The following is a 14172-nucleotide window of genomic DNA, read 5'->3' as shown; positions in this document are numbered from 1 at the left end:
CCGGTTCAACTGAAAGGTAGTACACCCAGAGGATTCGATGGCCAAAGAAGACAATATTGAAATGCAAGGTACCGTACTGGATACGTTACCTAACACCATGTTCCGCGTAGAACTTGAGAACGGACACGTGGTTACTGCTCATATCTCCGGTAAAATGCGCAAAAACTACATCCGCATCCTGACGGGTGACAAAGTGACCGTTGAGCTGACCCCGTACGACCTGAGCAAAGGCCGCATTGTCTTCCGTAGTCGCTAATTTGCAGTAATCTCATCGCTCTGCAATTTGCAGCGAAAAAAAAAGGCCGGATTTTAATCCGGCCTTTTTCATATCTGCAGCAGGTGATTAATGCACAGTGCCTTCGGTTTTGCGTTTTTCAGCACTCAGGAAGTGATAGGTCAGTTCACCTTTCTCACGATCCAGCGCCACTGACACCGAGCCGCCATCCACCAGCGAACCAAACAGCAGTTCATTGGCTAACGGTTTCTTCAGGCTGTCCTGCACGGTGCGCGCCATCGGACGAGCGCCCATCGCTTTGTCGTAGCCTTTCTCAGCAAGCCAGTCGCGTGCTTCATCGCTGACTTCCAGCGACACGCCTTTGGCATCCAGCTGCGCCTGCAACTCGACAATGAACTTGTCGACCACCTGATGGATCACCTCTGGTGACAGGTGACTGAACCAGATAATGTTGTCGAGACGGTTACGAAACTCTGGAGAAAACATCTTTTTGATCTCTTCCATGGCATCGGTGCTGTTGTCCTGATGAATCAGGCCAATCGACTTACGTTCAGTCTCGCGGACACCGGCGTTAGTGGTCATGACCAGCACCACGTTGCGGAAGTCCGCTTTGCGACCGTTGTTGTCGGTCAGCATACCGTTATCCATCACCTGCAACAGCAGGTTGAAGACATCCGGGTGTGCTTTCTCAATCTCATCCAGCAACACCACCGCATGAGGATGCTTAATCACCGCATCCGTCAGCAGGCCGCCCTGATCAAAACCGACGTAACCCGGAGGCGCACCAATCAAACGGCTGACGGTGTGACGCTCCATATACTCGGACATATCAAAGCGCAGCAACTCAATGCCCAGCGCTTTCGCCAGCTGCACGGTGACTTCCGTTTTACCGACACCGGTAGGCCCGGCAAACAGGAAGGAACCGACGGGCTTACGATCCTGACCCAGACCTGCACGGCTCATTTTGATCGCTTCCGTCAGCGCCTCAATAGCGTTGTCCTGACCAAACACCAGCATCTTCAGACGATCGCCCAGATTTTTCAGCGTATCGCGGTCGCTTGCTGACACGCTTTGCTCAGGAATACGGGCAATACGGGCCACCACCGTTTCAATGTCAGAGACGTTGATGGTTTTCTTGCGCTTACTGGCTGGCATCAGGCGCGCTCGCGCACCCGCTTCATCAATCACATCAATCGCCTTGTCAGGCAGATGACGGTCGTTGATATATTTCACCGCCAGTTCCACGGCTGCGCGCACCGCTTTCGCGGTATAGCGCACATCGTGATGCGCTTCGTACTTGGTCTTCAGGCCATTCAGGATCTGCACGGTCTCTTCTGGTGAAGGCTCCGTGATATCGATCTTCTGGAAGCGACGTGCCAGGGCACGATCTTTTTCAAAGATGTTGCTGAATTCCTGATAGGTGGTAGAACCCATCACCCGAATCTTGCCAGAGGAAAGAAGAGGTTTGATCAGGTTCGCAGCATCGACCTGGCCGCCGGATGCAGCACCCGCACCGATGATGGTATGGATCTCATCGATAAAAAGAATGCTGTGTTCGTCCTGCTCCAGCTGCTTCAGCAGCGCTTTGAAACGTTTTTCAAAGTCACCACGGTACTTGGTGCCGGCTAATAACGAACCGATATCCAGCGAGTAGATCGTGCAGTCTTTCATCACTTCCGGTACATCGCCCTGCTCTATGCGCCAGGCGAGACCTTCAGCAATGGCGGTTTTACCCACACCCGACTCACCCACCAGCAGCGGGTTATTTTTACGGCGACGACATAGCACCTGAACGGTACGTTCCAGCTCTTTATCGCGACCAATCAGTGGATCAATACCACCGACGCGAGCAAGCTGATTAAGATTGGTGGTGAAGTTTTCCATACGCTCCTCCCCGCCTGCTTGCTCTTCGTTAACCGGATTTTCTGCGCCTGGCGCCTGGCCGGACTCATCTTTACGCGTACCGTGAGAGATGAAGTTCACCACATCAAGGCGGCTCACTTCATGTTTGCGTAGCAGATAAGCCGCTTGCGACTCCTGCTCGCTGAAAATGGCGACCAGCACATTCGCACCGGAGACTTCGCTGCGACCGGATGACTGGACATGGAAAACCGCACGCTGCAGGACGCGCTGGAAGCTAAGCGTGGGTTGTGTATCACGCTCCTCTTCGCTGGCAGGCAGCACGGGCGTGGTTTGTTCGATGAAGGCTTCGAGTTCCTGCCGCAGAGCCACAATGTCCACCGTACAGGCTTCCAGTGCCTCTCTGGCCGACGGGTTACTGAGCAACGCCAGTAACAGATGCTCGACGGTCATAAACTCATGACGGTGCTCACGCGCTCTGGCGAAAGCCATATTTAAACTGAGTTCCAGTTCTTGATTGAGCATTAGGCACCTCCCCCAATTATCGCCCTTACCTGTTTCCTATATGGAGACGGGTTCAGGCCTTTTCCAGCGTACACAGCAACGGATGATGATTTTCCCGTGCATAGTTGTTCACCTGGGCCGCTTTTGTTTCGGCGACTTCTGCAGTAAATACACCACAGATCGCCTTGCCGTGATAGTGAACTTTCAACATCAGCTGCGTTGCACGTTCAACATCATAAGAAAAGAACTTTTGTACAACGTCAATAACAAATTCCATAGGTGTATAATCGTCATTATTCAGAATGACTTTATACATAGAAGGCGGCTTTAACCCTTCACGTACTTTATCGTCGGCCAGATGTTCAAAGTTAAGCCAGTCGTTTGCGTTTGCCATAGTGTTCCGTTGAGATTTTGCTTTTAGCCTTTAAGTAGCTACATATTGAGAGTTTAACATGCCTGTCAAGCCGCATGCCGCTGCTGAAAATTTATTCAGAAATTCCCCTGCGCGACCTGCATCACAAAATTTGCAATAGCGTTAACTGCCTCAAATTTTGATGATTTTTTCCCCACCTGGCCCGGTGGTTTGCTTGACGTCAGCCGCGCTTTCTCTACATTCTAGCTGCACAGGCTGATTGAGTTTTAATCAAATCCGACTCACAGCTTCGATGACCTCACCTACTTATAAAATGTCTTGCGAGGGAAGTAAAAGCATGGAGACGGGCACAGTTAAATGGTTCAACAATTCCAAAGGCTTTGGCTTTATCTGTCCGATTGGCGGTGGCGAAGATATTTTTGCGCACTACTCCACCATTCAGATGGAAGGCTACCGCACGCTTAAGGCAGGCCAGCAGGTACAGTTCGATGTCCACGAAGGCCCGAAAGGCAATCACGCCAGCCTGATCGTGCCGGTCGAGGTGCAGGCTGTGGCCTGACACATATCGCCTTTCTGAACAAAGACCCAAAAATGCCAGCCAGTGCCGCTGGCATTTTCCTGTTCGATGTCACCTAATCTGCCTGGCCCTGCGCCAGTCCAATCACCCGGGCAAACATCTGCCGCATCAATGGCGGGATGGCCTCTGGCCCGCGTTCCGCCGCCGACGTAGCCACTGCGATCGCCAGTTCCGGCTTGGAACTCTGGTGAATCGCTTTAGTAATAATACGCCTGGAACTCATCGGAACGTTTAACGGCAGGTGCGCCATCTGATGATAGACATCCTGAAAGCCGTGCTGATAGACATCCTGAAAGCCGTGCTGATAGAGAAAATTTTCCATATCCAGCGCCGGTAATTGCGTCAGAAAACGCGGCTCCGGTTCACCCGGCTGTAACTGAGTGCGTGCCGTACTGGCATATTTATTCCCCGCCTGATCACCGTCAGTCAGGACATGCCAGGCGATACCCATGCGCCGGGCAAACTTCAGTAGCGGTTTTAACCCCGACTGCGCAAACTCAATCACCTTCACGCCTTCAGCAGCGAAGTTGTAACCGCACTGCTGCGCCAGCTCATTCATGATCCAGACTTCGGTTTCTCCCTCCACCAGCAGCCAGTAACGGGCAAACAGCGCAGCAGGCCGGTTGACCCGAATATGGAAGCCGATGCGCCGGCTCTCTTCGGCACTCAGTCCCTCCGGACCGATGCGCCAGGCCGCTACGCGCGAGGGTCCACGCACCAGACGACAGACGTTTTCCACCGGCACCTGCGACAGCAGCTCCGGCGAATTAGTGGTGGCGATTTTTTGCAGCGGCAGCAGCCTCAGCAGATTCCATGCTACCGACAGCATAATCGGATGCAGCCGGGTTTCCGGATCTTCAATCAGCAGCAGCGGGCGGGCACCGGCGGCCAGCGGGACGTCTCCTCGTGCCTCAATCAGTAGGGTAAACATCTGCAGCAGTATCAGCTGACGGCTGCGGGAGTCGGTTCCGGCAATCAGCTGATTCAGGTGATCCAGCGCCCGCCATCCCTGTTCCCCCTCACGCGTCTGAGGATCCCGTAGCCTGACCTCGTTGCCCGCATCGGGCGGCTGTACCAGGAAGTAGTGCTGCATCAGTTGCTGCATCGTCTTCAGCCCCTGCCGCAGCACCTCATCGCTGAGCTGTTGCGGATGGTGCTCCAGATCGCGCGCCAGCGTCTCCATACCCGCCAGTAACTCAGGATGTGCGGTGGGGAGCGGTGCACTACTCCGCGTCCGCTTACTGAAACGCGCATCGCGCAATCGCAGAACCGGATACCGTTTCAGCAAAAGATCGATGGCCGCCGCGCAGTTCTGCTCAGGCAACAGCTGATAGTTCAGGTCAACAAAACGGCGGCGGGTTTCGATACCGCTGTCACGCCAGGTGGCGCTGACGCTGTAACAGAGCTGACGCTGGCCCTGAGCATCACGCTGCCAGAAGGTCGAGAGCACCGCATCCGGGTCGTTGCCGTCATCGCGAAAGTGGAACACCACCGACAGACGGCGCATCGCATCGGTCACATCGCCTGGGGTGAAATGGAAATCAGCCTCGGTAAAAACATAGGCCGGTTCATGGGGCGAAAGTAACAGGCTCAGGGCATCCAGCAGACTGGATTTGCCCCAGGCGTTCTCACCAATCAGCAGATTGGTCTGGGTTAAAGGCAGTGAGAGCTTATTGATGCCGCGGAAACCGCGAATGTCGATATGTTCCAGAATCATAGGCGTCCATCCTCAGTTTATAAACAGCATGGTTGCCGCCAGCGAGCCGGTCAAGCCGCTTTATCAGGGTTTACTCCGTTACGCTTTTTCGCTAGCGTGTGGCCTCTTCCACCATGGATGGCCCTTATCGCTATGTACTCCGGACTCCTGATTATTCTTCTGCCGCTGATCGCCGGCTGGCTGCTACCGTTCCGTCAAACTTCAACCCTGCGCCGGGTCAATCAGCTGCTGGGCTGGATGGTTTACGTCATTCTGTTCTTTATGGGCATCAGTCTGGCCTTTCTCGACAACCTGAGCAGCAATCTGCTGGCGGTATTTCACACCGCGCTGGTAGCGGCCTTCTGTATTTTGCTGTGCAACCTGCTGGCGCTGCGCGGGCTGGAAAAATATGCCCCATGGCAGCATGCGCATCGGCAGGAGAAACTGCCCTCGCGGCTGCATATGGCGCTGGACTCTCTGAAGCTATGCGGCGTGGTTGTCATCGGTTTTCTGCTTGGCCTGACCCAGTGGCCACTGCTGCAACACGCCTCGACGGCCAGCGAATATGCGCTGATCTTCCTGCTGTTTCTGGTTGGCATTCAGCTGCGCGGCAGCGGCATGACGCTGCGTCAGATTATCCTGAACCGTCGTGGCCTGCTGGTTGCCAGCGTAGTGCTGGTCAGCGCGCTTATCGGCGGCATGATTGCGGCGTTGCTGCTGGGCGTGCCGCTGAAAACCGGTCTGGCGTTAGCCAGCGGTTTTGGCTGGTACTCTCTCTCCGGCATTCTGATGACCGAAGCTTTTGGTCCGGTCATCGGCAGCGCCGCCTTCTTCAACGACCTGATACGTGAACTGGTGGCAATCATGCTCATTCCAGCGTTGATTGGCCGTCATCGCTCCAGCGCACTGGGCCTGTGTGGCGCAACTTCAATGGACTTTACCCTGCCGGTGCTGCAGCGGGCGGGCGGCAATGAGATCGTCCCGGCCGCCATTGTGCACGGCTTTGTGATGAGCCTGCTGGCCCCGATTCTTATCGCCCTCTTCTCCGCCTGAATCCTGTCTGATATGCGCTGAGCTCTGCCAGCGCATTTTTTCACGCCTGCTTTTCTGCCGTGTCGTCTACGCTTCTTTTTTCGGTTCTGGTCACGTCACTCTTCAGGGCGGGCCGACAAAGGAGAAGAGCATGAAACAAACCGTCGCGGCGCTGGTCGCCAAAACGCTGGAAAGCGCGGGCGTAAAACGCATCTGGGGCGTCACCGGGGATTCCCTTAACGGCCTGAGCGACAGTCTTAATCGCATGGGCACCATTGAATGGATGCCGACGCGCCATGAAGAAGTCGCCGCATTCGCAGCGGGCGCGGAAGCGCACATCAGCGGTGAACTGGCGGTCTGCGCCGGCTCCTGTGGGCCAGGCAACTTACATCTGATCAACGGTCTATTCGATTGCCATCGTAACCGCGTTCCTGTTCTGGCGATTGCGGCACATATTCCCTCCAGCGAAATCGGCAGCGGCTATTTTCAGGAAACCCATCCGCAGGAGCTGTTCCGCGAATGCAGCCACTACTGCGAACTGGTTTCGAACCCTGAGCAGCTCCCGCAGGTGCTGGGCATCGCGATGCGTAAAGCGATTCTGAATCGTGGTGTCTCGGTGGTGGTGCTGCCTGGGGATGTCGCGCTTAAACTGGCGCCAGAGAGCGCCAGCGCGGAATGGTATCCGCCACAGTTGCCGCAGGTCCTGCCACAGCCCGCCGAACTGGCGCAGCTGGCGCAAACGCTGAACGAAGCCAGCGATATTACGCTGCTGTGCGGCAGTGGCTGCGCCGGAGCGCATCAGGAGGTGGTGGCGCTGGCAGAAGCGCTGAAAGCCCCTATCGTCCATGCGCTGCGCGGCAAAGAACACATCGAATATGACAACCCTTATGATGTCGGCATGACCGGACTGATCGGTTTCTCATCCGGTTTCCACGCCATGATGAATGCCGGAACGCTGGTGTTGCTGGGCACGCAGTTCCCCTATCGCGCCTTCTATCCGGAAAAGGCTAAAATCATCCAGATTGATATCAATCCGGGCAGCCTTGGGTCACATTGTCACGTCGATCAGGCCTATGTCGGCGATGTGAAAAGCACACTGCAGGCGCTGCTGCCGCAACTGACACACAAAAGCGATCGCAGCCATCTCGACAGCGCGGTTAAGCACTATGGCGAGGCGCGCAAAAGTCTGGACGAACTGGCGCAGCCCAACGATAAGCAGCCGATCCATCCGCAATATCTGGCACAGCAGATCAGCCACTACGCCAGTGATGACGCCATCTTTACCTGCGATGTCGGGACACCGACCGTCTGGGCGGCGCGCTATCTGAAGATGAACGGCAGACGTCGCCTGCTGGGTTCGTTTAACCACGGCTCAATGGCGAACGCGATGCCACAGGCGCTGGGCGCGCAGTCGATTGATCGTAATCGTCAGGTGGTGGCACTGTGTGGCGACGGCGGCTTCAGCATGCTGATGGGGGATTTTATCTCGCTGGCGCAACTGAAAATGCCGGTCAAACTGGTGATTTTCAACAACAGCGTGCTGGGCTTTGTGGCGATGGAGATGAAAGCGGGTGGCTATCTCACCGATGGCACCGAGCTGGAGAATCCTGACTTTGCCGCTATCGCCGAGGCCTGCGGTATCCGGGGTATCCGGGTGGAAAAGGCATCTGATCTCAATGGCGCGCTGGAGCAGGCGTTTGCCCACGATGGCCCGGTGCTGGTGGATGTCATTACCGCCAAAGAGGAACTGGCGATGCCGCCCGAGATCAAAATGGAGCAGGCTAAAGGCTTCAGTCTCTACATGCTGCGCGCCATTATGAATGGTCGCGGTGATGAGGTGGTAGAACTGGCGAAAACCAACTGGCTGCGGTAAAACAGAGACTCCATCCAGGCGGGCGCGATGCCCGCCTTTTTTTTCTTCCGCCACGTTCAGGAGCATAGGGTGATCGATTTACGCAGTGATACCGTAACCCGGCCCAGCGCCGCCATGTTAAGCGCGATGATGTCTGCCGAAACCGGTGATGACGTCTACCGTGACGACCCCACCGTAAATGCGCTGGAGGCGGAAGCCGCACGGCTGAGCGGCAAAGCAGCGGCGCTGTTTTTCCCGACCGGCACCCAGGCGAATCTGGTGGCGCTACTCAGCCATTGCGAACGCGGCGATGAATATATCGTGGGTCAGCAGGCGCACAACTACAAATATGAGGCGGGCGGTGCGGCGGTACTGGGCAGTATTCAGCCACAGCCGATTCTGGCCGCCGACGATGGTACGCTGCCGCTCGACGTAGTAGCGGCCGCCATCAAGCCGGACGATATTCACTTTGCCCGCACCCGTCTGCTGAGTCTGGAGAACACGCATCACGGTAAAGTCCTGCCGCTGGCGTATCTGGAACAGGCGTGGACTTTTACCCGCGAGCACCAGCTGGCGCTGCACATTGATGGCGCACGCATTTTCAATGCGGTAGTCGCGCAGCAGACCACGCTGGCGGCGATTGCCCGCTACTGCGACACCCTGACCATCTGTCTCTCTAAAGGCTTGGGCACGCCTGTCGGTTCTCTGCTGTGTGGCGACACGGCGCTGATTGAGCGCGCACGTCGCTGGCGTAAAATGACCGGCGGCGGCATGCGCCAGGCCGGTATTCTGGCGGCGGCGGGTCTCTATGCGTTAGAACACAACGTGGCGCGGCTGCAGGAGGATCATGACAATGCCGCCTGGCTGGGACAGCAGTTGCATGAGCTGGGCGTTCAGGTCATCGATCAGCAGACCAACATGCTGTTTGTGGCGGTGCCGGAAGCCCAGGTCAAACCATTAGGTGAGTGGATGAAGGCGCGCGGGGTGTTAATCAGCGCAGGAACCCGCACTCGTCTGGTCACCCATCTGGATGCTGATCGTGCGGCACTGGCGCAGGTCGTCGCCCACTGGAAGGCGTTTTTACACCAATAATCCGCTATTGCGCCGCGCCATATTTATCCAGTAGCGCGGCAGCTATCGCGGCGGTTTCTGCATCGGGCTGCCCGCGATAATCCGCAGGCCGGAAATGCATCTGAAACGCGGCGATTACCCTCTGCTGTTCACGCGCGCTCATCTCTGCCGTCACCGGATAGCCATAGCGCTGTAAACGTTCCAGTAGTGGCTCCACGGGTACCACCGCGTGCGGATCCTGACCCGCTAAATAAAACTGCACCCGTCCGGCATCGGGCCAGGCACCCATTCCGCGCTGCGCAAGCTGTTGCCACGGAAAGAGTGGGCCGGGATCCTGCTTACGCTGCGGCGCGATATCACTGTGACCGACAATATTTTCCGGTGTGATGCCGTAGCGCTGTGCAATATCGCGCAGCAGCGCCTCCAGCGTGGTGATCTGCTCGGCGGTAAACGGCTGCCATTCAAGACCGGTCAGGGTCCGGCGATAACCCTGGTTCACCAGTTCGATACCAATCGATGTGTCATTGATGCGGCTGGCTCCGCGCCAGAAGCTTGGACCGGCATGCCAGGCGAGCTGCTGCTCCGGCACCAGTTGCCAGATAACGCCTTTCCCGGCGCGCTGTGGCGGCTGGCGGGGGATCAGATAGTGGGCGCTGACTTCCCGATCGGTCAGGGTCGCCAGCGACGAAGAAAAATCTTCGGCGGTGTAGTGGATCACAATCACCTTCACCCGCGGTCGCGCGCCCTGCGCCGGATGCCGCACATCGGCCCAGTAGCCGTCACGGGATTCTATCCCGGACTGGCAGCCCGCCAGCAGCAGCGCCAGTATCAGCCATAGCCCCCGTTTCAACGAATGATCACCGCCGTGCCGCTGACGCTCACCATCAGCATGCTGCCATCTTTGCCGACCGTTTCGTAATCAATATCGATACCGACCACGGCGTTGGCGCCCAGCGCTTTTGCCTGCTCCTCCAGCTCTTCAAACGCGATCTCTCGCGCTTTACGCAGCTCTTTCTCGTAAGCACCGGAGCGGCCACCGACCACATCACGGATGCCAGCGAAAAAGTCACGGAAGATGTTGGCACCCAGAATCGCTTCACCGGTGACGACGCCACAATATTCGCTGATGCTGTGACCTTCCAGCGTGGGGGTTGTTGAAAATTTCATCGCATTCTCCTTGTTGAAAACCGGGCTAAGGCTCTTTCGACTAAAAAGCACGGCTATACTCTATGCTAAAAAGGGCACCTTGCCAGAGAACCATAAGGAAATCGAGATGAGAAACAACGCGTTTGCGCTAATGATCCCGGCGGCCCTGCTGCTCAGCGCCTGTACCACCGTTGAGCCAGTGATTAAGGATAATGGCCCACGTACCGCACCGTGCATTGAAGGCGGTCCTGACCAGGTGGCCCAGCAGTTTTACGACCTGCGTATCGAACAGCCTACGCAGGGTCTGCCCGACAGCAACACCCTGGCAAAATATCGCCCTTACCTGAGTGATGCGCTGTACCACTCATTGCAGGCGGCCAGCGGCAGCAATGCAGGCGCACAGTGGCGCAATGGCGATCTCTTCTCCAGCCTGTCACAGGGTCCGACCGCCGCCAGCGTCGCTGATGCTTCCACCATTCCGAACCGCGATGCACGCAACATCCCGCTGCGGGTCGACCTGAGCCGCGACGGCAAGCAGTGGCAGGATGAAGTGCTGATGATCCATCAGGGCAGTTGCTGGGTGGTGGATGATGTGCGCTACATGGCCAACCCTGCGCATGCAGAGGGTGGCAGCCTGAGCCAGATGCTTGAGAAATCGAAAAAATAACCTCAGGCTTAACCGTTCAGAGAAGCGCAGTCGCCCCCGGGCGCTGCGCTTTTTTTATTTCCGCCGCCCGTCCCGCTGCAGCGCGCTGCTCCCAGGCAGTGCATGATATTGTGCTAAGCTTTTGCGGTTAGCCTGCTGTTTTAGAAATTTTAACCCACCTTATTTGCATAACTATTCTGGTGACGTTAAAATCCGCGACACTAATAGCTATTCAAATCTGGCGCATGAGTATTCAACTAAACGCAATAAACTGCTTCTACGGTGCTCATCAGGCGCTGTTCGACATTAACCTTGAGTGTCCGCAAGGCGAGACCCTGGTGCTGCTGGGTCCCAGCGGTGCGGGTAAGAGTTCGCTGCTGCGGGTGCTTAACCTGCTGGAGCAACCGCGTTCAGGTCAGTTGCAGATTGCCGGTAATCAGTTCGACTTCAGCCAGAAACCCTCCGATGCTGCGATTCGCGAACTGCGTCAGAACGTCGGTATGGTGTTTCAGCAGTACAATCTCTGGCCGCATCTTACCGTGCTGCAGAATCTGATTGAAGCGCCCTGCCGGGTACTGGGCCTCAGCAAAAGTGACGCCCGCGCCCGCGCCGACAAGCTGCTTGACCGGCTGCGCCTGACGCCCTACAGCGATCGCTTTCCGCTGCATCTCTCCGGTGGTCAGCAGCAGCGTGTGGCGATTGCCCGCGCGCTGATGATGGAGCCGCAGGTGCTGCTGTTCGATGAGCCGACTGCCGCGCTGGACCCTGAAATTACCGCACAGATTGTCAGTATCATTCGCGAACTGGCCCAGACCCGCATTACCCAGGTGATTGTGACCCATGAAGTGGAGGTGGCACGTAAAACGGCCAGCCGCGTCGTCTATATGGAGAACGGTCACATTGTGGAACAGGGCGATGCCAGCCGCTTTACACAGCCGCAAACCGAGGCGTTTGCTCACTATCTTTCGCACTAAGTCAGGATGCTAAAAATGAAAAAAATGGTACTTGCTGCACTGCTTGCTGGTTTTAGCCTGAGCGCTACGGCGGCACAGACGATTCGTTTTGCGACCGAAGCCTCTTATCCTCCTTTTGAGTTTGTGGATGCGGACAACAAGATTCAGGGCTTTGATGTCGATCTGGCCAATGCGCTGTGTAAAGAGATTGATGCGACCTGCACCTTCACCAATCAGGCGTTCGACAGCCTGATCCCAAGCCTGAAATTCCGTCGTTTTGATGCGGTGATGGCGGGCATGGATATCACACCAGATCGTGAAAAACAGGTCCTGTTCACCAAGCCTTACTACGACAACTCCGCGCTGTTTGTTGCCCAGAAAGGCAAAGTTGCCAGCGTGGAAGCGCTGAAAGGCAAGCGGGTTGGCGTCCAGAACGGCACCACGCATCAGAAATACCTGACTGAGAAACACAGCGAGATCACCACCGTTCCTTACGACAGCTATCAGAATGCGGTGCTGGATCTGAAAAATGGCCGTATTGATGCTGTGTTCGGTGACACCGCAGTCGTCAACGAATGGCTGAAGAAGAATGCCGCGCTGGCTGCCGTTGGTGAGAAAGTCACGGACAAAGCCTACTTTGGTACCGGCCTAGGCATTGCGGTACGTACCGGTAACACCGATCTGCAGACCAGATTCAATGGCGCGCTGGATAAGATCAAAGCAGACGGCACGTACAAAACCATCTACAGCAAATGGTTCCAGCAGTAATCTCTGATGAATGAAATGATGACCCTCGCAAGCGCCGCCGGCATGACCGTCGGCCTTGCTGTTTGTGCTCTCATCGCTGGCCTGGTGCTGGCGATGATTTTCGCTGGCTGGGAGTCACTGCGCCTGAAACCGCTGGCGTGGATTGGCACCGGCCTGGTAACGCTGATCCGTGGCCTGCCGGAAATTCTGGTGGTGCTGTTTATCTATTTTGGCGCTTCACAGCTGCTGCTGACCCTCTCTGACGGCTTCACCCTGAATTTCGGCCTGTTTCAGTTACCGATACAGGTAGAAATTGAAAACTTCGACGTCAGTCCGTTCCTGTGCGGTGTGATAGCGCTGGCGATGCTCTATGCCGCCTACGCCTCGCAGACGCTGCGCGGCGCGCTGAAAGCGGTGCCGATGGGTCAGTGGGAGTCGGGTCAGGCGCTGGGCATGAAAAAATCGGCCATCTTTCTCCGGCTGATTATGCCGCAGATGTGGCGTCACGCCCTGCCCGGTCTGGGCAATCAGTGGCTGGTGCTGCTGAAAGATACCGCGCTGGTCTCGCTGATTAGCGTCAACGATCTGATGCTGCAAACCAAAAGTATTGCCACCCGCACGCAGGAGCCGTTTACCTGGTTCCTGGTGGCGGCCGCTATCTACTTAGTGATCACGCTGTTCAGCCAGGCGGTGTTACGCCGCATCGAACTGCGCACCACCCGCTTTGAACGGGGGAACAGCTAATGCTGGCCTATCTGCCTGAACTCCTGAAAGGGTTGCATACCAGCCTGACGCTGACGGCAGCCTCGCTGGTCGTGGCCCTGCTGCTGGCGCTGCTCTTCACCGTGGTGCTGTCGCTGAAAACGCCGGTGTTCAACCCGCTGGTCAAAGGCTTTATTACACTGTTTACCGGCACACCGCTGCTGGTGCAGATCTTCCTGATCTATTACGGTCCGGGACAGTTTCCCTCGATCCAGCAGATCCCCTGGCTGTGGCATTTACTGTCGCAGCCCTGGCTGTGCGCGATGCTGGCGCTGTCGCTGAACAGCGCGGCTTACACCACGCAGCTGTTTTACGGTGCGGTGCGTGCGATTCCTTCCGGACAGTGGCAATCGTGTGCCGCGCTCGGCATGAGCCGCAAAGATACGCTGCGCATTCTGCTGCCGTATGCATTTAAACGCGCCCTCTCCTCCTACTCCAATGAAGTGGTGCTGGTGTTCAAAGGCACCTCGCTGGCCTACACCATCACCCTGATGGAAGTCATGGGCCACGGTCAGTTGCTCTATGGCCGCACCTACGACATCACGGTCTATGCCGCGGCGGGTCTGGTTTATCTCTGCGTTAACGGTTTGCTGACGCTGATGATGCGGCTGATCGAAAAGCGCGCCCTGGCCTTTGAACGACGTAACTGATATCCGGGCGAGGCTCCTCGCCCTTTTCGCCTGAAAAATCACACTAATTGCATAAAAATGCATTTTAT

At 56.5% G+C, this 14172-nt stretch carries 15 protein-coding genes; 10 read left to right on the top strand and 5 right to left on the bottom strand.

The window, feature by feature from the left end:
• Positions 1–37 precede the first annotated feature (37 nt).
• Entirely contained in the window at positions 38–256 is a 219-nt protein-coding gene (gene infA / locus ACK13D_RS09950) for a translation initiation factor IF-1 (protein WP_002211347.1), read from the top strand.
• 87 nt (positions 257–343) lie between these two features.
• Here infA and clpA read toward each other — a convergent pair whose 3' ends face one another.
• Entirely contained in the window at positions 344–2620 is a 2277-nt protein-coding gene (clpA, locus tag ACK13D_RS09945) for an ATP-dependent Clp protease ATP-binding subunit ClpA (protein ID WP_010254457.1), read from the bottom strand.
• Between the two features lie 52 nt (positions 2621–2672).
• A complete protein-coding gene (gene clpS, locus ACK13D_RS09940; protein ID WP_010254453.1) occupies positions 2673–2993 on the bottom strand; it encodes an ATP-dependent Clp protease adapter ClpS in 321 nt (106 codons plus the stop codon).
• Between the two features lie 316 nt (positions 2994–3309).
• Between clpS and cspD the strand changes: the two genes are divergently transcribed.
• Complete coding sequence (gene cspD, locus ACK13D_RS09935; protein WP_010254451.1) at positions 3310–3531, top strand: cold shock-like protein CspD; 222 nt, start codon at positions 3310–3312, stop codon at positions 3529–3531.
• 73 nt (positions 3532–3604) lie between these two features.
• Here cspD and ACK13D_RS09930 read toward each other — a convergent pair whose 3' ends face one another.
• Positions 3605–5266, bottom strand: coding sequence for a DUF2813 domain-containing protein (locus ACK13D_RS09930; RefSeq protein WP_418796262.1), 1662 nt, complete (start codon positions 5264–5266; stop codon positions 3605–3607).
• 132 nt (positions 5267–5398) lie between these two features.
• On the opposite strand from ACK13D_RS09930, the gene ACK13D_RS09925 reads away from it, so the two are divergent.
• From ACK13D_RS09925 to ltaE, 3 genes are all read left to right on the top strand, one after another.
• Positions 5399–6298, top strand: a complete 900-nt coding sequence (locus ACK13D_RS09925; protein ID WP_010254448.1) for a lysine exporter LysO family protein — start codon at positions 5399–5401, stop codon at positions 6296–6298.
• A 130-nt stretch (positions 6299–6428) separates the two neighbouring features.
• Positions 6429–8150, top strand: a complete 1722-nt coding sequence (gene poxB / locus ACK13D_RS09920) for a ubiquinone-dependent pyruvate dehydrogenase (protein WP_022625954.1) — start codon at positions 6429–6431, stop codon at positions 8148–8150.
• 69 nt (positions 8151–8219) lie between these two features.
• On the top strand, positions 8220–9221 hold the full coding sequence (ltaE, locus tag ACK13D_RS09915) for a low-specificity L-threonine aldolase (RefSeq protein ID WP_010254443.1): 1002 nt from the start codon (positions 8220–8222) through the stop codon (positions 9219–9221).
• A 4-nt stretch (positions 9222–9225) separates the two neighbouring features.
• Here ltaE and ACK13D_RS09910 read toward each other — a convergent pair whose 3' ends face one another.
• A complete protein-coding gene (locus tag ACK13D_RS09910; RefSeq protein WP_132498834.1) occupies positions 9226–10050 on the bottom strand; it encodes an N-acetylmuramoyl-L-alanine amidase in 825 nt (274 codons plus the stop codon).
• Positions 10047–10367: a heavy metal-binding domain-containing protein gene (locus tag ACK13D_RS09905; RefSeq protein ID WP_003849304.1), complete on the bottom strand. Its 321-nt coding sequence runs from the start codon at positions 10365–10367 to the stop codon at positions 10047–10049. Before ACK13D_RS09905 ends, ACK13D_RS09910 begins: the two co-directional genes overlap by 4 nt.
• 106 nt (positions 10368–10473) lie before the next feature.
• On the opposite strand from ACK13D_RS09905, the gene ACK13D_RS09900 reads away from it, so the two are divergent.
• The 5 genes from ACK13D_RS09900 (at position 10474) to artM (ending at position 14104) form a co-directional block, all read left to right on the top strand.
• On the top strand, positions 10474–11013 hold the full coding sequence (locus tag ACK13D_RS09900) for a lipoprotein (RefSeq protein WP_010254434.1): 540 nt from the start codon (positions 10474–10476) through the stop codon (positions 11011–11013).
• Between the two features lie 224 nt (positions 11014–11237).
• Positions 11238–11966 (top strand): arginine ABC transporter ATP-binding protein ArtP, encoded by a 729-nt coding sequence (gene artP, locus ACK13D_RS09895; protein ID WP_010254433.1) that lies wholly within the window; start codon positions 11238–11240, stop codon positions 11964–11966.
• A 15-nt stretch (positions 11967–11981) separates the two neighbouring features.
• Positions 11982–12713, top strand: coding sequence for an arginine ABC transporter substrate-binding protein (gene artJ / locus ACK13D_RS09890; protein ID WP_418796260.1), 732 nt, complete (start codon positions 11982–11984; stop codon positions 12711–12713).
• Between the two features lie 6 nt (positions 12714–12719).
• The gene (gene artQ, locus ACK13D_RS09885; RefSeq protein WP_010254430.1) at positions 12720–13436 is read left to right on the top strand and encodes an arginine ABC transporter permease ArtQ; all 717 of its coding nucleotides are present in this window, start codon (positions 12720–12722) and stop codon (positions 13434–13436) included.
• A complete protein-coding gene (gene artM, locus ACK13D_RS09880) occupies positions 13436–14104 on the top strand; it encodes an arginine ABC transporter permease ArtM (RefSeq protein ID WP_031593159.1) in 669 nt (222 codons plus the stop codon). Before artQ ends, artM begins: the two co-directional genes overlap by 1 nt.
• The last annotated feature ends 68 nt before the right edge of the window (positions 14105–14172 follow it).

This window comes from Pantoea sp. K16 (assembly GCF_048452805.1).
In the GTDB taxonomy this organism is placed as follows: Bacteria; Pseudomonadota; Gammaproteobacteria; order Enterobacterales; family Enterobacteriaceae; genus Pantoea; species Pantoea agglomerans.
This window is presented reverse-complemented; position numbering and strand designations above follow the sequence as displayed.